Origin of the sequence: Staphylococcus argenteus (assembly GCF_000236925.1) — a bacterium.
Taxonomy (GTDB): Bacteria; Bacillota; Bacilli; order Staphylococcales; family Staphylococcaceae; genus Staphylococcus; species Staphylococcus argenteus.
Map to the genome: position 1 here is coordinate 435614 of NC_016941.1, position 22971 is coordinate 458584.

Sequence of the window (22971 nt, forward strand, 5' to 3'; positions counted from 1 at the left end):
AAAGCATTAGTGAATTTATTTTACGTGTTCATATTTTGAAACATCAAAGCCGTCTTGCTTAGCTTTGTTGATAATGTCTTTGATTGAATGTAGTCCTTTATCGGCGAAGTATGATCTTAAGTTGTCTTTTGTAGCTTGGTCAGCATTCTTATCTAATAACACATCGATATAGCTTAATTCGTGTTCTAAGAAGTTTGCATCATCATGTAGTACGAGCCCATTTTGAGAATAAACTTTCGCATCTGCTTGATTACCATATCCAACAACGCCAGTTGCTAATACACCTACCATTGCCGTAGCTACTAAAACCTTTTTAAATTTCATATCTATCACTCCTCTAAAAATTGTAACTCCATCATAACACTGAATATTAAGAAAATTACGTTTATTAAGTCGATTTAATAATTTTTAATAAATGGTTAAAGTGACAAATATTGTTAAAATGCAATTAATCTTTAGTGTAATGCTTATGTCCCTTCGTATTTATAAGTAGATTTCGAAGATATTTTAAATCAAATGAAACAATAATAAAAAATAATGCAACATAATAATAAGTACAAATTTAATTAAGAAATTAAATTGATTGTATATGTATATTTTGGTAACGTAAAAGAGAAATATACAAAATAATTAATTATTTATATGAAAAGAGAATATAAATGAAGTATAAAACAGAGAGACGTGAAACGATGGGATATTTAAAAAGGGTTGGAATGTACGTAAGTATCTTAATTTTAATAGTTGTTATAGCAGGTTGTGGCAAAGGTGATGATACAAAAGAAGGTTCAAAAGAAGAACAAATCAAAAAGAGTTTTGCGAAAATATTAGACATGTATCCAATTAAGAATCTCGAGGACTTATACGACAAAGAAGGATATCGAGATGGTGAATTTAAAAAGGGCGATAAGGGGACTTGGACTTTACTCACAAGTTTTGCTAAAAGTAACAAACCAGGAGTAATAGATGATGAAGGCATGGTGCTATATCTAAATAGAAATACCAAAAAGGCAACAGGTTATTATTTTGTAAATAAAATTTATGATGATATTAGCAAAAATCAGAATGAGAAAAAATACCGTGTTGAACTTAAAAATAATAAGATTGTTCTTTTGGATAATGTAGAAGACGAAAACCTTAAACAAAAAATTGAAAATTTTAAATTTTTTAGTCAGTATGCCGATTTTAAAGATTTAAAAAATTATCGAGATGGAAGTATAACAACTAATGAAAATGTACCGAGCTATGAAGCAGAATACAAAATGGAAAATAGTGATAGTAATGTAAAAAAACTTAGAGAAGTTTATCCAATTACAATAAAAAAGGCTCCAATATTAAAGTTACATATAGATGGTGATATAAAAGGAAGTTCAATTGGATATAAAAAAATAGAATATAAATTTTCAAAAGTTAAAGGTCAAGAGACAACATTAAGAGAGTATTTGAATTTTGGACCGTCTGATGAAGATAGCTAAAGATAATTAGATGTAGAAATAATTCTAAAACAGAGAGACGTGAAAAGATGGGTTATTTAAAAAAACTTGGATTGTACATAGTTATTATGGTTATGAGTGTTTTTATAATAGGTTGTGATAAATCAAGTAATACTGTAGAAAAATCAAAAGAAACACAAATCAAAAAGAGCTTTGCGAAAACGTTAGAAATGTACCCAATCAAAAATCTTGAGGATTTATATGACAAAGAAGGCTACCGTGATGGCGAATTTAAAAAGGGAGACAAAGGGACGTGGGTTATCAGTTCAGCAATGGTTAAACAGCCAAAAGGTAAAATTATGGAATCAAGAGGTATGTATCTATTTTTAAATAGAAATACAAGAACGGCAAAAGGATATTTTATTGTAGATGCAATAAGTAACGATACATTAAAAAAGACAGAAGATAAAGAAAAGCGTTATCCAGTAAAGATGGAAAATAATAAAATAATACCGATTGGGCCAATTAATGACGAAGGCATAAAAAAAGAAATTGAAAACTTTAAGTTTTTCTCACAATATGGTGATTTTAAAGGATTAAAAAAATATAAAGATGGTGACTATTCATATAACTCAGAAGCACCTACATATTCTGCTAAATTTCAATTAAGTAATGATGATTATAACGTTCAACAATTACGAAAAAGGTATGATATTCAAACTAAAAAAGCTCCTAAATTGTTGTTGAAAGGTACTGGAGATTTAAAAGGTTCATCAATCGGACATAAGGACATTGAGTTTACCTTCGTTGAGAATCAAGAAGAGAATGTATTTTTTACTGATAGTTTGGAGTTTACCCCAAGTGAGGACTATTAACTATGATGAAAAAAGGGGATACGGAACAATGAATAATTTTAGGCAATGCGCGTTGTGTATAGGTACGTCGGTCTTAATTCTATTAGTGTCAGGTTGCAGTGGCGTATCTGACACTCCTGAAGATTCAAAAGAAACACAAATCAAAAAGAGCTTTGCGAAAACGTTAGATATGTACCCAATTAAGAATCTCGAGGATTTATATGACAAAGAAGGGTATCGAGATGGCGAATTTAAAAAAGGTGACAAAGGGATGTGGACGATATATACAGATTTCGCCAAAAGTAATAAACCGGGTGAATTGAATGATGAAGGTATGGTTTTAAATCTGGATAGGAATACTAGAACCGCTAAAGGCCATTATTTTGTTACTACATTTTACCGGAATGGTAAACTACCAGATGAAAAGAATTATAAAATTGAAATGAAAAATAATAAGATTATTTTATTAGATGAAGTAAAAGATGATAAGCTCAAGCAGAAAATAGAAAACTTTAAATTTTTCGGTCAATATGCAAATCTTAAAGAATTGAAAAAATATAATAATGCTGATGTTTCAATTAATGAAAATGTTCCTAGTTATGATGTTGAATACAAAATGAGCAATAAAGATGAAATAGTTAAGGAATTAAGAAGTCGTTATAATATTTCAACTGAAAAATCACCTATATTAAAAATGCATATTGATGGGGACCTGAAAGGTAGTTCTGTAGGTTATAGAAAGTTAGAAATTGACTTTTCAAAACGTGAAAACAGCAAATTATCAGTCATTGAATTTTTAAGTTATAAACCAGCGAAAAAATAGTATTGATAAGGAATATTAGGGTGTGAAAAAATGGGATATCTAAAAAAGCTTGCACTGTTCATAAGTGTTATTATTTTGAGCATTTTTATAATAGGTTGTGATAGTTCAAGCGATACTGCGGAAAAAGCAAAAGAAAATTCAAAAGAAGAACAAATCAAAAAGAGTTTTGCGAAAACATTAGACATGTATCCAATTAAGAATCTTGAGGATTTATATGACAAAGAAGGATATCGAGATGGCGAATTTAAAAAAGGCGATAAGGGGACTTGGACTTTACTCACAAGTTTTGCTAAAAGTAACAAACCAGGCGAGATAGATGACGAAGGTATGGTTTTATTTCTTAATAGAAATACAAAGAAAGCAACAGGATATTATTACATAAGCAAAGTTCATGATGAATTTAATGAAAAAGACCATCAAAAAAAATATCATGTTGAACTTAAAAATAATAAAATAGTTCTTTTGGATAATGTAGAAGACGAAAAATTTAAACAAAAAATTGAAAATTTTAAATTTCTTAGTCAGTATGCGGATTTTAAAGATTTAAAAAAATATCAAGATGGAAGTATAACAACTAATGAAAATGTACCGAGCTATGAAGCAGAATTTAAATTGAATAATAGTGATGAAAATGTAAAAAAACTTAGAGAAGTTTATCCAATTACAACAAAAAAATCTCCAGTATTGAAATTACATATAGATGGTGACATAAAAGGAAGTTCAATTGGATACAAAAATATAGAATATAATTTTTCAAAAGTAAAAGACGAAGAAACAGCTGTAAGAGATTTTGTGAATTTTGGACCATCTGATGAAGATAGCTAAAGATAATTAGATGTAGAAATAATTCTAAAACAGAGAGACGTGAAAAGATGGGGTATTTAAAAAGGATTGGATTGTACATAAGTACTTTTATTTTAATAGTTGTTATAGCAGGTTGTGGCAAAGATAATGAAATAAAAGAAGACTCAAAAGAAGACCAAATCAAAAAGAGCTTTGCAAAAACATTAGATATGTACCCAATTAAGAATCTCGAGGATTTATATGACAAAGAAGGATATCGAGATGGCGAATTTAAAAAGGGAGACAAAGGGACGTGGGTTGTTAGATCTGAAATGATAATTCAACCAAAAGGTAAGAGTTTAACTTCAAGAGGCATGATATTATACATGAATAGAAATACTAGGACCACAACCGGTTATTTTTCAATAGAAGAGATAGATTCAAGAAAAAGTCTTGATGAAAGAGAAACAGAAAAAAAGTATCCTGTGAAAATGAAAAACAATAAGATTATTCCAACTGAGGAAATAAAAGATGAAAAGTTGAAAAAGGAAATTGAAAATTTTAAGTTTTTTGTGCAATATGGAAGTTTTAAAGGAATAGAGAATTATGAAAATGGTGACATTTCCTACAATTCTGAAGCTCCTATTTATTCAGCGAAATATCAACTGAAAAATGATGATTATAATGTTAAAGAATTACGCAAAAGATATGATATTCCAACAGAAAAGGCGCCCGAATTGTTGTTGAAAGGTTCGGGGGATTTGAAAGGGTCTTCAGTTGGATATAAGGAAATTGAATTTATATTCCTAGAAAATAAAAAAGAAAACATATATTTTTCAGATGGATTAAACTTAATTCCAAGTGACTAAAAATAACACAAAGGTTGATAGTGTTCAACAAATATTAACATGATAGAGAGAAGTGGAGAAATGAGATTTTTAAAGAGAGTCGCATTGTACATAAGTATTATGGCTTTGAGCATTTTTATAATAGGGTGTAATAGTTCAAGCGATACCGCAAAAAAACCAAAAGAAGACTCAAAAGAAGACCAAATCAAAAAGAGCTTTGCGAAAACGTTAGATATGTACCCTATTAAGAATCTCGAGGATTTATATGATAAAGAAGGATATCGAGATGGCGAATTTAAAAAGGGCGATAAAGGTATGTGGACGATATACACAGATTTCGCCAAAAATAATAGATCAGGTGTATTAGATAATGAAGGTATGGTTTTAAATTTGGATAGAAATACACGGACGGCCAAGGGATATTATTTTGTAGATACTATATATGACAATCATGAAAATTCTTATAGTAAAAATTATAAAGTTGAAATGAAAAACAATAAAATTATTTTATTAGACAAGGTGGAAGATCAAAAACTTAAAGAAAGAATTGAAAACTTTAAATTTTTCGGACAATATGCCGATTTCAAGAGTTTGAAAAGTTACAACAATGGTGATGTCTCAATTAATGAGAATGTTCCAAGCTATGACGTGAAATATAAAATGAGTAATAAAGATGAAAATGTTAAGCAATTAAGAAGTCGTTATAATATTCCTACTGATAAAGCACCGGTATTAAAAATGCATATTGATGGTAATTTGAAAGGAAGTTCTGTTGGATATAGAAAGTTAGAAATTGATTTTTCAAAACGCGAAAATAGCCATTTATCAGTAATAGATTCTTTGGATTACCAGCCAGCGAAAACTAATAAAGATGATGAATGATAAGGATGGTGTGAAACATTGAGGTCTATAAAAAGGATTATATTGTGCATAAGCCTGTTGATTCTAATCATTTTTGTAACATCTTGCTGTGGTGGTAATAAGATCACTGGAGATTCGAAAGAAGAACAAATCAAAAAAAGCTTTGCGAAAACGTTAGATATGTACCCAATTAAAAATCTCGAGGACCTATATGATAAAGAAGGGTATCGTGATGGGGAATTTAAAAAGGGCGATAAGGGTACATGGACGATATCAACAGATTTTGCTAAAAGCAACAAACAAGGTGAAATGAATAGCGAAGGTATGGTACTACATTTTAATAGAAATACGAGGACAGCAACAGGATATTATACTGTAAGAACAACTTATGATGAAGTGGATAAGTTGACACACGAAAAAAATTACCGTGTTGAATTTAAAAATAATAAGATAGTACTTTTAGATAAAGTAGAAGATGAAAATCTTAAACATAAAATAGAAAATTTCAAATTTTTCGGGCAATATGCCGATTTTAAAGACTTGAAAAATTATAAAAATGGAAGAATATCTAGCAATGAAAATGTTCCTTATTATGAAGCCGAGTACAAAAGGAATAATAGTGATGGAAATGTAAAAAAACTTAGAGAACATTACCCAATTACAACCAAGCAGTCTCCAATATTAAAACTGCATATAGACGGCGATATTAAAGGTAGCTCAGTTGGATATAAACAGATAGAATACACATTTTCTAAGGATAAAGATGATGAGACTTTTATGAGTGATTTTTTGAACTTCGGTCCATCACACAGTAAATAGTAAATAAAACCAGGGGCATAAACTAATTTAAAACAAGAGAGAAGTGAAAAGATGGGATATTTTAAAAGAGTTGTACTTTACATAATTGTTATGGTTGTGAGTGTTTTTATAATAGGTTGCAATAAATCAAACGATACTTCAGAAAAGCCAAAAGAAGATTCAAAAGAAGAACAAATCAAAAAGAGTTTTGCGAAAACGTTAGATATGTATCCTACTGAAAATCTGGAAGACTTTTATGATAAAGAGGGATATCGAGATGGAGAATTTAAAAAAGATGATAAAGGTACTTGGCTAATTAGATCTGAAATAGTTAAACAGCCAAAGGGCAAAGTAATGAAAACAAGAGGTATGCAATTATATATTAATAGAAATACCAAAACAGCCAAAGGTTTCTTTGTTTTGAAAGAAATAAGTGAAAATAATAATCGTGTAAATAAAGATAAGGAAGAAAAATATGAAGTGAAAATGGTAGGAAATAAAATTATTCCTACTGAACAAATTAATGACGAGAAAATAAAAAAAGAAATTGAAAACTTCAAGTTTTTTGTTCAATATGGGAACTTTAAAAATTTTGAAAAATACAAAAATGGTGAGTTTTCATATAATCCTGAAGCACCAATTTATTCGGCTAAATATCAATTACAAAACGACGATTACAATGTAAGGCAACTACGTAAAAAATATGACATTTCAACAAAAGAAGCGCCTAAGTTACTTTTAAAAAGTGGTGGGGATTTAAAAGGTTCCTCAGTTGGTCAAAAAGATATTGAATTTACATTTGTTGAAAGAAAAGGTGAGAATATTTATTTTAACGATAGTGTTGAATTCATACCAAGTAAGTAAAATTAAATTACAATGTGTGGTTTGATGAAATGATCAAATATCAAAAATGTGCAAAGAGATGTGACAAGATGAAGTGCTTTCAGAAATTATATTTGTTTATATTAATTTTAATCGTATTAATCACAGGATGCGAAAGTAATAATGATGACAAAGATTCAAAAGAAACACAAATCAAAAAGAGCTTTGCGAAAACGTTAGATATGTATCCTACTGAAAATCTGGAAGACTTTTATGATAAAGAGGGATATCGAGATGGAGAATTTAAAAAAGACGACAAAGGTACTTGGGTTATTAGATCTGAAATGACAACAGAATTAAAAGATGAAAATATGGAATCCAAAGGTATGGTCGTACGTTTAAATAGAAATACTAGAACAACTACAGGTGAGTATTTTGTTAGGATAATTAAAGAAGACAGTGAGGGCAAGGTATATAGTGATGAACGAAAATACCCAGTCAAAATTGAAAATAATAAAATTATTCCATTAAAACCAATCGATGACGAAAAAGTAAATAAAGAAATTGAAGAATTTAAATTCTTTGTACAATATGGGAATTTTGAAGAATTGGAAAACTATAAAGACGGTGAAGTGACATATAACCCAGAAGTACCAATATACTCTGCACAATATCAATTGAAAAACAGTGATCATAATGTAGAACAACTACGTAAGCGATATAATATCCCGACGAAAAAGGCGCCTAAATTATTATTGAAAGGTTCAGGTAATTTAAAAGGATCCTCAGTCGGATATAAAAATATTGAATTTACCTTTGTTGAAAACAAGGAAGAAAACATTTACTTCACAGATAGTATCAATTTCAATCCAACTAAGGATAAATAACTATAATTAGTTTTATAAAAATTGTAGTTAGAATATTTAATGATAAAGTTAAATTAACATTCTGTATTAAATTCATATATTCAGTTTTGTTTGATGACATAATAGTAGAAAAATTACTATTTTAACAGGTTGTATGAACCATACAAATATTTATAAAAAATTAAAGCAGAGAGATGTGAAATGATGGGGTATATAAAAAGAATGGCTTTGTACATGAGTGTATTACTTTTAATCATTTTTATTGTTGGATGTCGAAATATGAAAGATGAACAGAAAAAAGAAGAACAAACAAATAAAACAGATTCAAAAGAAACACAAATCAAAAAGAGCTTTGCGAAAACATTAGATATGTATCCAATCAAGAACCTAGAGGATTTATACGACAAAGAGGGATATCGAGATGGAGAATTTAAAAAGGGCGATAAAGGTATGTGGACGATATATACAGATTTTGCCAAAAGTAACAAAGCAGACGAATTAAGTAATGAAGGTATGGTTTTACACTTAGATAGAAACACTCGGACAGCTAAGGGATATTATTTTGTTAAGACATTTTATGAAAATGATAAACTTTCTGATAGAAAAAATTATAAAGTTGAAATGAAAAATAATAAAATTATTTTATTAGACAAAGTTGAAGATCAAAATCTTAAAGAAAGAATAGAGAATTTTAAGTTTTTCGGTCAGTATGCTAATTTCAAAGATTTAAAAAATTACAACAATGGTGATGTTTCAATTAATAGTAATGTTCCTAGTTATGATGTGGAATATAAAATGAGTAATAAAGATGAAAATGTTAAGCAATTAAGAAATCGTTATAGCATTCCTAATGATAAAGCGCCAATACTTAAAATGCATATTGATGGGGACTTAAAAGGCAGCTCCGTTGGATACAAAAGGTTAGAAATAGACTTTTCAAAAGAAGATAGAGATATATCAGTCATTGATTATTTAAGTTATAAGCCAGCGAGAAAATAGTATCGATAAGGAAATATTAGGGTGTGAAAAAAATGGAATATATAAAAAGGCTTGTATTGTTCATAAGCATTCTAGTTTTGAGTGTTTTTATAATAGGGTGTGATAGTTCAAGCGATACTGCAGAAAAATCAAAAGAAGATCAAAAAGAAACACAAATCAAAAAGAGCTTTGAGAAAACATTAGATATGTATCCAATTAAGAATCTCGAGGATTTATACGACAAAGAAGGATACCGAGATGGCGAATTTAAAAAGGGGGATAAAGGGATGTGGACGATATATACAGATTTCGCCAAAAGTAATAAACAAGGTGAATTGAGTAATGAAGGTATGGTCTTATACTTAGATAGAAATACACGGACAGCAAAGGGACATTATTTTGTTAAGACATTTTATGATAAGGGCAAATTCCCGGACAGAAAAAAATATAAAGTTGAAATGAAAAATAATAAAATCGTTTTATTAGATAAAGTAGAAGATCCAAATCTAAAAAAGAGAATAGAAAACTTTAAATTTTTCGGACAATATTCAAATCTTGAGGAGTTGAAAAGTTACAACAACGGCGACGTTTCAATTAATTGGAATGTTCCAAGTTATGACGTGAAATATAAAATGAGTAATAAAGATGAAATGGTTAAGGAATTAAGAAGTCGTTATAATATCCCTACTGATAAAGCACCGGTATTAAAAATGCATATTGATGGTAATTTGAAAGGAAGTTCTGTGGGTTATAAAAAGTTGGAAATTGACTTTTCAAAAGGTGAAAAAAGCGATTTGTCAGTAATAGATTCTTTAAATTTCCAGCCGGCGAAGGTGGATGAAGATGGTGTGTAACAATAAAGTCTATAAAAAGGATTGGATTGTGCATAAGTCTATTGATTTTAATCATTTTTGTGACATCTTGTGGTGGTAATAAGATCACTAGAGATTCGAAAGAAACACAAATCAAAAAGAGTTTGCAGTTAGATAAACTAAGTGATTGATAATTTGGAGGCGATTAAATGAGTCCATTTATTGAACCCCTTATAGGACCACTTATAGAACCTGGTATAAAGTCAATGGAGAAGAAGCATCAAAAAAAACATTCGCACAGTTATTGCATCTGAACATAAGCATAAATATAAAGATATTGAAAACGGATTAAAAGGTGAAGAAAAAGTATTAATTGAACAAATGGCGCAGCATTGCGAAGCTTTTAAAGCTAATTTTAAAGGCGCAGCTCAAGGAGATTGGGTTAAAAGTGCCATGTCTGAGATAGACAGTATTAAGGATGATTTGAAAAAAATTAATAGCTAAGCTACATACCGTATCACTAAATGAAGCGACCAATGTTTCAGTGCATAACCACAACTGATATTTGGCCGCTTCTTCTTAATTAACTTTAACCCCATATAAAGTAACGCTATCTTAATCGAAATATCACACTTACAATTGTAAAAACGTAACTTAAATCACTGTCCCGCATTAAACATAACCACATTCGTAACAGCAACAATAAAAATCCTCAAGTTCCAAAAGCTATGACCACTTTGTCGAAATCAATGCAAGTTAAGCTCTCCCGAACTACCCGCCATAAATCATCCTCACCTTACAAACCATAAAGCGCTGCAGTTAAGTATTGAATGGCATAGCCAATTGAAATGAAAATAGCAATCGTTATAATAGCACTGCCGATTGTATATAAAGTATGTTTCGTAGATAAACCTTCCGTCTTAGAACCAAAAACACTCAGTAGAATAAATGTAATGCCAATAATATATAAAGCTAAAATAACAAATAACATGTTTATACACCTCGATTCTCTTTCGTGAGATATATCTTTGTCTCCATTATAAAGTAAAGTGCTCAATAATTTAATTAAGTATACTATTTTTTTATTATCGAAGATTGCGAAAGATGAAACGCTCCTATATAATTTAAAACGGAATTATTCCTATTTGCAGATGGACGAAACAAATAAATTGAAGTGAGGGTATATATATATGGCTAAAATTCCAGTTACGGTATTAAGTGGTTATTTAGGCTCGGGGAAAACAACGTTGTTAAATCATATTTTACAAAATCGTGAAGGTCGACGTATCGCAGTTATTGTAAATGATATGAGTGAAGTGAATATCGATAAAGATCTTGTCGCAGATGGTGGGGGACTATCGCGCACAGATGAAAAATTAGTCGAACTTTCTAACGGTTGTATCTGTTGTACACTTAGAGATGATTTATTAAAAGAAGTAGAGCGTTTAGTGAAAAAAGGTGGCATCGATCAAATTGTTATTGAGTCAACAGGGATTTCAGAGCCAGTACCTGTTGCACAAACTTTCTCATATATTGATGATGAACTTGGCATTGACCTTACAGCGATTTGCCGTTTAGATACAATGGTTACAGTTGTTGATGCTAACCGCTTCGTTCATGACATCAACTCAGAAGATTTATTGATGGATCGTGATCAAAATGTTGATGAAACAGATGAGCGTTCGATTGCTGATTTATTAATTGACCAAGTTGAATTTTGTGATGTATTGATTATTAATAAAATTGATTTAATTAGTGAAGAAGAACTAGCGAAGTTAGAAAAAGTGTTAAGTGCATTGCAACCGACTGCTAAAATTATTAAGACAACAAATTCTGAAGTAGATTTAAAAGAAGTTTTAAATACGCAGCGTTTTGATTTTGAAAAAGCGAGTGAGTCAGCAGGATGGATCAAAGAACTTGAGTCTGGTGGGCATGCATCGCATACACCTGAAACAGAAGAGTATGGCATATCGTCGTTTGTATATAAACGTCGTCTACCTTTCCATGCTAAAAGGTTTAATGACTGGTTAGAAAGTATGCCGAGCAATATCGTACGTTCAAAAGGTATTGTATGGTTAGCACAATACAATCATGTAGCATGTTTATTATCTCAAGCAGGGTCATCTTGTAATATACATCCAGTAACATATTGGGTGGCTAGTATGTCTGAAGCGCAACAAACTCAAATATTAGCAGAACGTCAAGACGTCGCAGCTGAATGGGATCCAGAATATGGGGATCGTCATACGCAATTTGTCATTATTGGTACGGATTTAGATGAAGGAACATTAACAAAAGAACTCGATGCGTGTTTAGTCAACGCGCAAGAAATTGATGCAGACTGGCAACAATTTGAAGATCCATATCAATGGCAAATTAGACCAGCACGCTAAGTTGAATAAAGTATAATCATTTTTAAATTGTAGCTTTGTTGCTTGCTATTCATAGAAAATAATGAAAAGTTTAGATGATTGGAAGATGTTTTTGTTTTCAATCTATGCAAAGTGTGATAGTTTTGATAAAGCAGAAATTTGCATTTTATCCAATAGAGTCGAGACATGTATTTGTCTTGGCTCTTTTTTATGTATGTGTCGATGGAAGGTAACGACATAATCTCGCCATTCGTCAAATGAAGATACAATCATAAAAACGAGTGATGATTATCATAACCATTAATATTTCATTCATATGGTATAAGTCGTGGCGTTCTCGCTCTTCACAAATAAAACAACACAAAGCAAAGCCACCATCCCTATTGGTACAGTGGCCTGAGAATTTTAAGTATTCAATTCGTTTAAATTATTTTACGAAAATGTCGATAATTGCTTTGATGATTTTAATAATTGTACCTACAATAGCCATTGTTTTGTCCTCCTGTATGTTATTTGAAAATAGTGATGAGTTGATGTTCATTAATAATGGTTATTAGTTATTTCCTAAAAATTTACCTAGTAAATCTTTAAAGAATTTGAATAATTTTGCTACGAATTCCATGTGAGTGGCCCCCTTTAAATGAAGATTTCATGTTTATGAGATTTTTATAACTTACTTACCAGTGAATTTCTCAATTAATCCTTTAATGAATTTAATGATTCCTGCAATGATACCCATTTGAAAAACCTCCTTTGTTTGTTATGAAAACTTATTTACCAGTGAATTGTTCGATTAAGCTTTTGATAACTTTAATGATGCCAGCGATGATACCCATTAAGATTACCTCCTTTGCTTATGAGTTAACTTCATTGTACATAGTTATCTTGTGCGTAATTGATTTTTTTCCTAACTTGAATTGTTATGATCATAACTGCGATGTTTTTATTTTAAAAGGACGGGAAATACTGCCTAACTGTACAGGTACATTTACAAAAGCTTTACAAACATTGATTTAACAGAGATAAGCTCATGAAGTTGACATGAAGAAGAAATTTAATTATATTTTAAGTTATAAGTTTAAAAATGAATAACAAGTTAGGTCTCGTCTAGGCAATGCATTTTATAAAAGTGAATTGAACAGACAGAAGTAACATGACATATACATATGTGCAAGGAAGCACGCTTAAAGAGAACAATGTAACAAGGTATATCAACATACCATGCTGCATTGCCTAGTTAAACTGAAACCTGCAATAGTAAATTTTCTGCAATTATGTACAGAATCTACTATTGTAGGTTTTTATTTTTATAAATTAGCGATTTTGCAAGAATTGGAAATGAGGAGGTTATGCAGTGTTAAGTTTACAACTGCTATTTTCACTATTTATTATTACGCTTATCATTGCATTGATAAGTGGCTTGTTGCTTTTAGTACCAGCCATGCCAATTAAATATATTAAATTACATTTATACATATTAATAATGCCGGTTTTATTTGCAGTAATTGGTTTTTTCGTTTTTCATGGTCAATATATCTTAGGACCTTTTAAAATTGATCGATTATCTTGGTTATTAGCTGGCTTTGTAATGGCGCTAGGCTTTATTATTCAAAAGTTTTCAATGCGATATTTATTAGGTGATCATCATCATAGACATTACTTTCCGTTGTTTACGGCAATTACTTCTTTTGCATCTTTAGCATGGATGTCTGCAGATTTAAGACTGATGGCACTGTGCTGGGGAATGACATTATTATGTTTAACATTGCTGATGAACGTTAATCGTTTTTGGAAAGTGCCGCGTGAGTCTGCCAAATTATCTAGTATGACATTTCTATGTGGTTGGCTTGCATTTGTTGGTGCAATTGTTTCCATTTATATTGCGACTGGAGAGTGGCATGTACCACAACATATGTCTAACTCAATGTGGTCATTGATTACTGATGTACTGCTTGTATTAGCTGTCATGATACCAGCAGCACAATTTCCATTTCATCGATGGCTAATCGAATCTGCAACGGCACCAACGCCAGTATCAGCAATTATGCATGCAGGTATTGTGAACGCAGGTGGGGTTATTCTAACTCGATTTGCACCGATATTTGATAATGGTTTTGCTTTATCATTATTACTTATTCTTTCTAGCATTTCTGTATTGTTAGGTTCTGGTATTAGCTTGGTCCAAGTAGACTATAAGCGACAATTAGTCGGTTCTACGATGAGTCAAATGGGCTTTATGTTAGTTCAGTGTGCATTAGGTGTCTATTCAGCAGCAATCATTCATTTGTTACTGCATGGTATCTTTAAAGCAACGTTATTTTTACAGTCGGGTTCTATCGTGAAGCGATTCAATATTCCTAAACAAGCTTCGGCTAAAGATGCATATGGCTGGATTGTCATTGGGCGTATATTAGCTATTATTGTGGCATTTTTATTTTGGGTAAGTAGTGATAGAAGTGCGTATGAAGTGTTAAGTGCGCTAATTCTAGCTTGGTCATTACTAGTGTCGTGGAACCAAATGGTAGCATTTAGTAAAGGGCGCATGGCGCGTCTTGTTGGTATGATTTTGATTGCAATCGTGACATTCATTTACATCATTACACATAATTATTTTTACGATGTATTACAAAATATAACAACACATGCGGCAACACCGCCTACAATTAGTGTCATCATTAGTGTTGTCATATTAATCTTTGGTAGTTTATTAAGTATCTGGGTTGCACGTCGTCGATATTCTACGGCTTTTGCAGTGTTATATGTGTGGTTAGTAAATTTAGGTGAAGCACGTTCAAAAGCGATAGAAAGTCATCCAAGTTATTTGAAGAAGTATTTATAGGAGGTAAAGTGTATGACAACACAGTTAAATATAAATGAAGTTATTGAAAATGCTAAACGTGTTATTACACCGTTATCACCGATTTCAATTTTTGCTGCACGTAATCCCTGGGAAGGATTAGAAGCAGATACATTTGAAGATGTGGCTGAATGGTTACGTGAACTTAAAAATGTGGATATTTTTCCTGATAAAGCGTTAATTGAAAGTGCTGTAAAACGTGGTGAACTAGACGAAAGTATCTTTAATCAACTAGTAACTGATATGTTGCTTGAACATCATTACAATATTCCTCAACATTACATTAAACGTTATATTGATAACATCAAAACGTTAGAAGACGTTCCAGTATCGTATATTAATCAATCAAATGCTAATGTTGTCGATTTGCTGTTGGAAAAATCAGTACATGATACGTCTGAATCTTATCATCAATATAATGTCCGTCCTGTTAGTGATGCAGTCAAAGATGAACAAGGTGAACCACTTAGCGAACATGTAAATCGACAAATGATTAAATGGACGAAGCTATATATTGATCAATTTTTATCAAGTTGGACAATGCCGAAGCGTGAGCAAAGCTTTTATCATGCATGGTTACATTTAGCACAACATGATCGAAGTTTTTCTAAAGAACAACGTCAAATGATTAAACATTTGCCGAGAAATCCACAAGTGACTATAGAATCAGTGTTAAATCATTTTTCAATAGCGCAAGAGGATTACCAAGCTTATTTTGAAGGACATCTTTTGGCGTTACCGGGGTGGGCAGGTATGTTATATTACCGTTCACAACAACATCACTTTGAACAACAATTACTTACAGAGTATTTAGCGATTCGATTAGTAATTGAACAATTGGTAGTAGGAGATTATGTTATATCAATAAGTGAAGATAGTGCTTCACGTTCAAAAAGTTGGTACAAAGAAACAATCGCATCGTGGTGTTATTACAGTGATATGCCTATTGATGTATTATTACAACATAATATAAATGAAATACAAGAATTCATTCATTTTGCAACGACAATGAATCAGAATGTATTTAAAAATTTATGGCTGATTGCCTGGGAAATGACTTATGAAACGCAATTAAAACATAAAATTAAAGCAAATAGTGAAAATATGACTGATGGAACAATGGAATCGAAAGAAACACGTGTTGAAAGAAATCAGCAAACTAATCTGTCAGATGTAGTAATGCGAGATTCTACACAAATAGCTGCAATAAATGAAGGGCATGCCAATCAGTCGAATACATCAACGAAAGCGCAAATTGCATTTTGTATAGATGTCCGTTCAGAACCGTTTCGTAGACATATTGAAGCGGCAGGACCATTTGAAACGATCGGTATTGCCGGTTTCTTTGGGTTGCCTATTCAAAAAGAAGCTGTCGATGAGCAATTTAAACATGATTCATTACCTGTAATGGTACCGCCAGCATATCGCATTAAAGAATTTGCGGATCGTTATGATATGAATGTTTATCGCCAGCAACAACAGACAATGTCTTCGATGTTTTACACATTTAAATTGATGAAAAATAATGTCATGCCTAGTTTGTTATTGCCTGAATTAAGTGGTCCATTTTTAAGTTTGAGTACAATTGTCAATACGATTATGCCTAGAAAAAGTCGGGCGTCACTACAAAAAATTAAACAAAAATGGTTAAAGAAACCTGAAACCAAGTTAACCGTTGATCGAGAGTTTGATCGTAAGTCAGATTTACCTATAGGTTTTACAGAGCAAGAGCAAATTGATTTCGCGTTACAAGCGTTGAAATTGATGGATTTAACCGAAGCATTTGCGCCGTTAGTTGTGTTAGCAGGACATGCCAGTCATTCTCACAATAATCCACATCATGCATCACTTGAATGTGGTGCCTGTGGTGGTGCGTCAAGCGGTTTTAATGCCAAGTTATTAGCGATAATATGTAATCGCCCAAATGTCAGACAAGGGTTAAAACAATCTGGTGTAGTTATTCCAGAGTCAACTGTTTTTGCGGCAGCAGAACATCATACATCAACAGATACATTGGCATGGGTATACAAACCAGATACATTGTCACCTGAAGCGTTAAATGCGTATGAAGCTTTGAATGATGCAATGCCATTAATCTCTGAACATGCGAATCGTGAACGTTTAGCTAAATTGCCAACGATTGGTAATGTCGCTCATCCAGTGGAAGAAGCAGAACGATTTGCAAGTGATTGGAGTGAGGTACGTCCAGAATGGGGTCTAGCTAAAAATGCATCATTTATTATAGGGAGACGCCGATTGACAAAAGGTATTGATTTAGAAGGTCGAACTTTTTTACATAATTACGATTGGCATAAGGATGAAGACGGAACACTGTTGAATACTATTATTTCTGGTCCAGCACTTGTAGCACAATGGATTAATCTGCAATATTACGCGTCGACGGTAGCTCCGCATTTTTACGGAAGTGGAAATAAAGCGACGCAAACGGTTACCTCAGGTGTTGGTGTAATGCAAGGTAATGCTAGTGATTTAATGTACGGATTATCATGGCAATCTGTTATGGCTGCTGATCGAACGATGCATCATTCGCCAATTCGCTTGCTTATCGTTATTCAGGCACCAGATTATGTTGTAGCTAGACTGCTTGAAAGTAACGATCATTTTGCGAGAAAAATGTCTAATCACTGGTTACGTTTAATGAGTATCGATGAGGAAGGTCATTTTAAAAATTGGATTTCAAAATAAAATGATGTGGTGTGAAATGTCTGGAATCTCATTGCGTATGTAACGTTCTAACTTCTTTATAATAGCCAAAAATGATAAACTTAATGTGATAGATGTCATCGTGATGATGATGCCAAATTAAGTAATCAATTTTAATATTAATGGAGTTAGTGATATGAAAAGAACGAAAGGTGAAATCGAAGCAGAAATTAGCAAAGCCATAACACAATGGGAAAAAGATTTCCTTGGTAGAGGTTCCTTGTCAGTGAAGTCAGATATTTTAAGAGACATGGTAATAATTAGTTTGCAAGGTATTTTGACGCCTGCAGAATATCGTGTTTGCAGCACGAATGAAGGCTTATTAAATATTAAACGCACACGTTCTGAATTAGTTGAATCAGGTGAGCAAGATTTAAATGAAATTATCTTTAAAATTACAGGTATTAAAGTCATGAGCTTTCATAGTGATTTAAGTACAGTTACAGGTGAACGTATTATCGTATTCAAACTTGAGGATAATTTGGAAAAGCACATTTAGTGGTGACGTCATTGGTCATTGCGAAAGTGTAAGAGGCTGTCTAAATCTTAAGCATATGAAGATGATGATGTATTCTTGTTGAATGTAATGTCATTGAGGTTTCATTTGTATAAGCATATTGTTACATGACAATTATATGTGTGAAAAGTGTAGTTGATTATAATAAACAATTGAATATAAACGCAAAAGTTTCACTACCATATGTGTCTTAGTATGGAGCAGTGGAACTTTTGTTTTATATACTGTATGCTTTATCCATGTATCACATGAAAATAATGTGAACGATATAAGCGTAAAGTCGATATAAGATACCTAAAAAGTTAGGTATAATCACCATTGTCGCAATGAGTTTTTCCGCTTTAAAACCAATTACGCATAAGATAATGGGGATTAGATATAAGATGAAAATCCAATAAATTAAATTGGAGAATGATGGATGAATAGGGGTAAAGAATCGAACTAATGTAATAATTAATGCTATATAGACAAATATTACTCTATTGATACGCCATACCCCCCTCTGTATATTAAATATGAATTGTACAATATTAAAAATAGCAAAATGTTGTTATTTCTAATTATACAATGTTTTATTTGCAATATACATAACAATATGAAGTATATAATTTTGATATTGTCGATAAAGTGAAAATTAAAGTGATTTAACATTAAGGGGATAACATATTGGAAAATGAATTTAATCAACCTATAGGGGAACCTGTTTTACAAAGTGGCATGTTTCAGAGTCCTACCGCAGAGACATTGAATGGACGTTATGTAATATTGCAAAAGCTAAATGTTGAACATATTGAGGATTTGTACCAAAGTTTAGCATTACCTGAATATGATGATTCTTGGACATACTTATTTGCATCACCAATTCATGATCAAAAGAAATTTGCATCCTATATATTAGAACTAATAGCCAAAGAAGATATCTATTATGCTATTATCAATAAAGATTCGAATAAAGCAGTGGGTTATCTTTCATTAATGAGGGTGAATCCAATGCACGGCAGTATTGAAGTAGGTAATGTACATTATTCACACATGTTAAAACGTAGTCGTATGGCAACAGAAGCACAATATTTATTAGCGCAATATGTATTTGAAACGCTTCAATACCGACGTTATGAATGGAAATGTGATAATTTGAATAGTCCTTCTAAAAAGGCGGCTTTAAGACTTGGATTCACATACGAAGGTTTGTTTAGAAAAGCTATTATTTACAAAGGTAGAAATAGAGATACAGCTTGGTTTGCCATGATTGACGATGAGTGGCCAGAAATTAAAGAACGTTTACTAGTTTGGTTAGATCCTAGTAATTTCGACAGTAATGGTCATCAATTTAGTAAATTAAATCCATGAAAAAGAAATATTATATTACGATATTACAACTGAATATGATATTTCCATTGTCCTGAACTGATTATGGATGAAATAGTTATAATTAATGTGAATTTATAAGTGCAAGTTTTATATTGAAAAGAGAATTTTAAAATAAGAGGAGTTTGTAAGATGATAGATAAAAAATTAACATCTCCTAAAATGACAGTGCCATTATTTTTAATATCACTTGTCATATTTATAGGTGTGTTTTACAGTGTTGTGACTAATCAAGAATGGCTTAAAAATATAGATATGGGATCATTAGCATGGTTTACAGATTACTTTGGTGAGCCACAACGTCAATATGTTAATGGCTTGTTTAATTATTATATGACGTTTAGCGCAGAAATAGGTGACGTCAAAGGTGTTGTACTGATTTCGCTAATTGTCACAATCATACTGTTTATCAAACAGAGGCATTTAGCTATCTGGTTTGTGACGTATTTGGTATCAGGTGTCGTTATTAATAAATTGATTAAAGATACTGTTTTACGTCCAAGACCATATAATCATTTAGCGGTTGATACAGGTTTTTCATTCCCAAGTGGACACTCAAATGCAAGTACCTTGTTGTATTTCGCATTGATGATCATTATTATTTCATTAGCAGCGAAGACAATAACAAAAGTGTTGAGTGCACTGATTATGGGGATATTGTGGCTCAGCATACTATTTTGTCGACTTTATTTTCACGCGCATTATTTTTCAGATGTCATTGGCGGCACGTCACTAGCAATCATTTGGGTAGCGTTATTCTTAATGGTATATCCATACTTTATTAATCATCGACGACAACGCGTTTAGCAAACATCTTTAGACATAGTGGAGGTATATAGAAAATGAGAATTAAAACACCGAGTCCTGCTTATTTAAAAGGAACAAACGGACACGCAATATTATTACTGCATTCATTCACAGGTACAAATCGAGATGTGAAGCATCTTGCAGCAGAATTAAATGAACAAGGATTTAGCTGTTATGCTCCCAATTATCCTGGACATGGTTTATTGTTAAAAGATTTTATGGCATATAATGTGGACGATTGGTGGCAAGAAGTTGAGCAAGCTTACCAATTTTTAGTCAATGAAGGTTATCAATCTATTAGTGCTACAGGCGTCTCATTAGGTGGTCTAATGACATTAAAATTAGCACAACATTATCCATTGGCTCGTATTGCTGTGATGTCAGCACCGAAAGAAAAGAGTGACGATGGCTTAATTGAACATTTAGTTTATTATAGTCAACGCATGGCTAATATTTTAAATTTAGATCAGCAAGCAGCGGATGCACAATTAGCGGCGATCAAAGATTATAATGCTGAGATTACGAAGTTCCAACATTTTATTGATGATATCATGTCGCATTTATATACGATTAAAATACCGGCCAATATATTATTCGGTGGCAAAGATGATCCATCTTATGAAACAAGTGCTCATTTTATATATGAACATTTAGGCTCAGAAGAGAAAGAATTAAATGGTCTTGAAGATTCACATCATTTGATGACGCATGGAGAGGGTAGAGAGTTATTAGAGGCCAATATCATTCGCTTCTTTAATAAATTAAAATAATTGAAGATTTTAAAATTAGACACTTGAGTGACGATGTACTTGCATCTGTCATTTAAGTGTTTTTTGAGTGGCTCTATATCAATTCTGTCCCACTCCCAATGAGGTTATTATGTCAGTTTAAAGATGATTTTTCGATTTGCACGCGTCTCTTTAATAATATGAAGTATTGAAACAGGTGTATTGCATGTTAATTGCATACATGTTAGAGTGATACTTAAACACGTAGACGCTTTAACGCTTTAAAGGAGATATGAATGATGAAAAAACAACAATCACAATGGAAAACCTCAACTGGATTTATTTTAGCGAGTGCCGGATCAGCAATTGGACTAGGCGCCATGTGGAAATTTCCATATATGGCTGGTATATATGGTGGTGGCGCATTTTTAGCTATGTTCTTAATTTTCACTATATTTGTAGGTCTACCTCTGCTTATTATGGAATTTATAGTTGGAAAAATGGGACGAACATATACAACGCAAATTTACAGTAAATTGACAGGTAAGAAATGGCTGAATATCATTGGTTGGAATGGTAACTTAGCTGTATTTGTCTTGTTTGGTTTCTATAGTGTCATTGGTGGTTGGATTGTAATCTATATCGGTCAAGTGTTGTGGCAATTGATTGCATTTCAACGTATTAATCATCTCCAAGAAATAAATTTTGAAGCGATAATTACAAATCCATGGTTAACTGTGTTAGGACAAGGATTATTCATTATAGCTACGATGATCATTGTGATGTTAGGTGTCGAAAAGGGATTAGAAAAAGCCTCTAAAGTGATGATGCCATTATTATTTATTTTTTTAATCGTTATCGCAATTAAATCACTAACATTAGACGGTGCGTTAGACGGTGTGAAATTTATTTTACAGCCAAGAGTATCAGAGATTACAGGTCAGGGTATCTTATTTGCATTAGGACAATCTTTTTTTACCTTGTCATTAGGTACAACGGGAATGATTACATATGCGAGTTATGCCTCTAAAGAAATGACGATTAAGTCATCAGCTATTTCAATTGTTGTCATGAACATCTTCGTATCTCTATTAGCCGGCTTAGCGATATTTCCCGCATTGCATAGTTTCGGCTATGAGCCACAAGAGGGACCAGGACTATTATTCAAAGTATTGCCAATGGTCTTCAGTCAAATGCATCTAGGTACATTATTCTACTTAGGATTCTTAATACTATTCTTATTTGCAGCTTTAACATCATCAATTTCATTATTAGAATTGAATGTTTCTAACTTTACGAAGAATGACAATTCGAAGCGTAAAAAGGTAGCAGTTATTGGCAGTATTTTAGTATTTATCATTAGTATTCCAGCAACGTTATCATTTGGTATTTTAAAAGACGTAAGATTTGGAGCAGGAACCATTTTTGACAATATGGACTTCATCGTTTCGAATGTATTAATGCCATTAGGCGCATTAGGTACTACACTGGTCGTAGGACAATTATTAGATAAAAAATTATTGCAGCAACACTTTGGTAAGGATCGATTCAGATTATTCAGTGGCTGGTATTACTTAATAAAGTATGCGATGCCCGTCGTAATTATTTTAGTATTTATTGTTCAGTTATTTAGTTAATATATAGAAGCATCTGGCACACAAGTATTTGTGTTGTTCAGGTGCTTTTTGATTTGAGCTTGAGAATGATTGGGTCTGTTTTGAAT

General features: G+C 32.0%; 25 protein-coding genes and 3 pseudogenes. 21 read left to right on the plus strand and 7 right to left on the minus strand.

Features of this window, described 5'->3' with window-relative positions; all coding sequences use genetic code 11:
- Positions 1-15: 15 nt before the first annotated feature.
- A complete protein-coding gene (gene spn / locus SAMSHR1132_RS01975; RefSeq protein WP_000669519.1) occupies positions 16-324 on the minus strand; it encodes a myeloperoxidase inhibitor SPIN in 309 nt (102 codons plus the stop codon).
- Between the two features lie 365 nt (positions 325-689).
- Here spn and SAMSHR1132_RS01980 point away from each other — a divergent pair, with 365 nt between their 5' ends.
- The 13 genes and pseudogenes from SAMSHR1132_RS01980 (at position 690) to SAMSHR1132_RS02035 (ending at position 10379) form a co-directional block, all read left to right on the plus strand.
- Entirely contained in the window at positions 690-1472 is a 783-nt protein-coding gene (locus SAMSHR1132_RS01980; RefSeq protein WP_042355858.1) for a tandem-type lipoprotein, read from the plus strand.
- A 47-nt stretch (positions 1473-1519) separates the two neighbouring features.
- Positions 1520-2305 (plus strand): tandem-type lipoprotein, encoded by a 786-nt coding sequence (locus SAMSHR1132_RS01985; RefSeq protein ID WP_000540883.1) that lies wholly within the window; start codon positions 1520-1522, stop codon positions 2303-2305.
- Positions 2306-2333: 28 nt separating this feature from the next.
- Positions 2334-3107 carry a tandem-type lipoprotein gene (locus tag SAMSHR1132_RS01990; RefSeq protein WP_042355860.1) on the plus strand — a complete coding sequence of 258 codons (774 nt, stop codon included), beginning with the start codon at positions 2334-2336 and terminating at the stop codon, positions 3105-3107.
- 30 nt (positions 3108-3137) lie between these two features.
- On the plus strand, positions 3138-3932 hold the full coding sequence (locus SAMSHR1132_RS01995; protein ID WP_000540882.1) for a tandem-type lipoprotein: 795 nt from the start codon (positions 3138-3140) through the stop codon (positions 3930-3932).
- Between the two features lie 47 nt (positions 3933-3979).
- Entirely contained in the window at positions 3980-4759 is a 780-nt protein-coding gene (locus SAMSHR1132_RS02000; RefSeq protein WP_000540910.1) for a tandem-type lipoprotein, read from the plus strand.
- A gap of 60 nt (positions 4760-4819) precedes the next feature.
- Positions 4820-5620, plus strand: coding sequence for a tandem-type lipoprotein (locus SAMSHR1132_RS02005; RefSeq protein ID WP_014373775.1), 801 nt, complete (start codon positions 4820-4822; stop codon positions 5618-5620).
- Positions 5621-5638: 18 nt separating this feature from the next.
- Complete coding sequence (locus SAMSHR1132_RS02010; RefSeq protein WP_001256625.1) at positions 5639-6418, plus strand: tandem-type lipoprotein; 780 nt, start codon at positions 5639-5641, stop codon at positions 6416-6418.
- A gap of 51 nt (positions 6419-6469) precedes the next feature.
- A complete protein-coding gene (locus SAMSHR1132_RS02015) occupies positions 6470-7261 on the plus strand; it encodes a tandem-type lipoprotein (protein WP_000540320.1) in 792 nt (263 codons plus the stop codon).
- A gap of 68 nt (positions 7262-7329) precedes the next feature.
- Entirely contained in the window at positions 7330-8106 is a 777-nt protein-coding gene (locus tag SAMSHR1132_RS02020; protein ID WP_000649615.1) for a tandem-type lipoprotein, read from the plus strand.
- A 183-nt stretch (positions 8107-8289) separates the two neighbouring features.
- The gene (locus SAMSHR1132_RS02025; protein WP_072467298.1) at positions 8290-9084 is read left to right on the plus strand and encodes a tandem-type lipoprotein; all 795 of its coding nucleotides are present in this window, start codon (positions 8290-8292) and stop codon (positions 9082-9084) included.
- 32 nt (positions 9085-9116) lie between these two features.
- Positions 9117-9917 carry a tandem-type lipoprotein gene (locus SAMSHR1132_RS02030; protein ID WP_000455741.1) on the plus strand — a complete coding sequence of 267 codons (801 nt, stop codon included), beginning with the start codon at positions 9117-9119 and terminating at the stop codon, positions 9915-9917.
- 2 nt (positions 9918-9919) lie between these two features.
- Positions 9920-10039 (plus strand): annotated as a pseudogene (locus SAMSHR1132_RS13685) (tandem-type lipoprotein); the annotation flags it as partial.
- A 102-nt stretch (positions 10040-10141) separates the two neighbouring features.
- Positions 10142-10379: pseudogene (locus tag SAMSHR1132_RS02035) on the plus strand (hypothetical protein).
- A 292-nt stretch (positions 10380-10671) separates the two neighbouring features.
- On the opposite strand, the gene SAMSHR1132_RS02040 reads toward SAMSHR1132_RS02035, so the two are convergent.
- The gene (locus tag SAMSHR1132_RS02040; protein ID WP_072507918.1) at positions 10672-10932 is read right to left on the minus strand and encodes a hypothetical protein; all 261 of its coding nucleotides are present in this window, start codon (positions 10930-10932) and stop codon (positions 10672-10674) included.
- Between the two features lie 133 nt (positions 10933-11065).
- Here SAMSHR1132_RS02040 and SAMSHR1132_RS02045 point away from each other — a divergent pair, with 133 nt between their 5' ends.
- Positions 11066-12268 carry a GTP-binding protein gene (locus tag SAMSHR1132_RS02045; RefSeq protein WP_001062980.1) on the plus strand — a complete coding sequence of 401 codons (1203 nt, stop codon included), beginning with the start codon at positions 11066-11068 and terminating at the stop codon, positions 12266-12268.
- Between the two features lie 406 nt (positions 12269-12674).
- On the opposite strand, the gene SAMSHR1132_RS14070 is transcribed toward SAMSHR1132_RS02045, so the two are convergent.
- The 4 genes from SAMSHR1132_RS14070 to SAMSHR1132_RS14085 all read right to left on the minus strand — a co-directional run bounded on the left by SAMSHR1132_RS14070 (position 12675) and on the right by SAMSHR1132_RS14085 (position 13083).
- Entirely contained in the window at positions 12675-12737 is a 63-nt protein-coding gene (locus SAMSHR1132_RS14070; RefSeq protein WP_014373778.1) for a phenol-soluble modulin PSM-alpha-4, read from the minus strand.
- 63 nt (positions 12738-12800) lie between these two features.
- Positions 12801-12869 (minus strand): phenol-soluble modulin PSM-alpha-3, encoded by a 69-nt coding sequence (locus SAMSHR1132_RS14075; protein WP_014373779.1) that lies wholly within the window; start codon positions 12867-12869, stop codon positions 12801-12803.
- A gap of 51 nt (positions 12870-12920) precedes the next feature.
- Positions 12921-12986 carry a phenol-soluble modulin PSM-alpha-2 gene (locus tag SAMSHR1132_RS14080; RefSeq protein WP_014373780.1) on the minus strand — a complete coding sequence of 22 codons (66 nt, stop codon included), beginning with the start codon at positions 12984-12986 and terminating at the stop codon, positions 12921-12923.
- A 31-nt stretch (positions 12987-13017) separates the two neighbouring features.
- Positions 13018-13083, minus strand: a complete 66-nt coding sequence (locus SAMSHR1132_RS14085) for a phenol-soluble modulin PSM-alpha-1 (RefSeq protein ID WP_014373781.1) — start codon at positions 13081-13083, stop codon at positions 13018-13020.
- A 518-nt stretch (positions 13084-13601) separates the two neighbouring features.
- Between SAMSHR1132_RS14085 and SAMSHR1132_RS02050 the strand changes: the two genes are divergently transcribed.
- From SAMSHR1132_RS02050 to SAMSHR1132_RS02060, 3 genes are all read left to right on the plus strand, one after another.
- Positions 13602-15086 (plus strand): NADH dehydrogenase subunit 5, encoded by a 1485-nt coding sequence (locus SAMSHR1132_RS02050; RefSeq protein WP_000950176.1) that lies wholly within the window; start codon positions 13602-13604, stop codon positions 15084-15086.
- A 12-nt stretch (positions 15087-15098) separates the two neighbouring features.
- Positions 15099-17810, plus strand: a complete 2712-nt coding sequence (locus SAMSHR1132_RS02055; RefSeq protein ID WP_000211522.1) for a DUF2309 domain-containing protein — start codon at positions 15099-15101, stop codon at positions 17808-17810.
- A 154-nt stretch (positions 17811-17964) separates the two neighbouring features.
- Positions 17965-18327 carry a DUF2294 domain-containing protein gene (locus tag SAMSHR1132_RS02060; protein ID WP_000831497.1) on the plus strand — a complete coding sequence of 121 codons (363 nt, stop codon included), beginning with the start codon at positions 17965-17967 and terminating at the stop codon, positions 18325-18327.
- Positions 18328-18589: 262 nt separating this feature from the next.
- On the opposite strand, the pseudogene SAMSHR1132_RS14200 reads toward SAMSHR1132_RS02060, so the two are convergent.
- Positions 18590-18996, minus strand: a pseudogene (locus SAMSHR1132_RS14200) (hypothetical protein).
- Between the two features lie 12 nt (positions 18997-19008).
- On the opposite strand from SAMSHR1132_RS14200, the gene SAMSHR1132_RS02070 reads away from it, so the two are divergent.
- From SAMSHR1132_RS02070 to SAMSHR1132_RS02085, 4 genes are all read left to right on the plus strand, one after another.
- The gene (locus SAMSHR1132_RS02070) at positions 19009-19695 is read left to right on the plus strand and encodes a GNAT family N-acetyltransferase (protein ID WP_096001304.1); all 687 of its coding nucleotides are present in this window, start codon (positions 19009-19011) and stop codon (positions 19693-19695) included.
- Between the two features lie 150 nt (positions 19696-19845).
- Positions 19846-20520 (plus strand): phosphatase PAP2 family protein, encoded by a 675-nt coding sequence (locus SAMSHR1132_RS02075; protein ID WP_000565827.1) that lies wholly within the window; start codon positions 19846-19848, stop codon positions 20518-20520.
- Between the two features lie 35 nt (positions 20521-20555).
- Positions 20556-21290 (plus strand): alpha/beta hydrolase, encoded by a 735-nt coding sequence (locus tag SAMSHR1132_RS02080; protein ID WP_001220800.1) that lies wholly within the window; start codon positions 20556-20558, stop codon positions 21288-21290.
- A 257-nt stretch (positions 21291-21547) separates the two neighbouring features.
- Complete coding sequence (locus SAMSHR1132_RS02085; RefSeq protein WP_000744676.1) at positions 21548-22885, plus strand: sodium-dependent transporter; 1338 nt, start codon at positions 21548-21550, stop codon at positions 22883-22885.
- Positions 22886-22971: the final 86 nt, after the last annotated feature.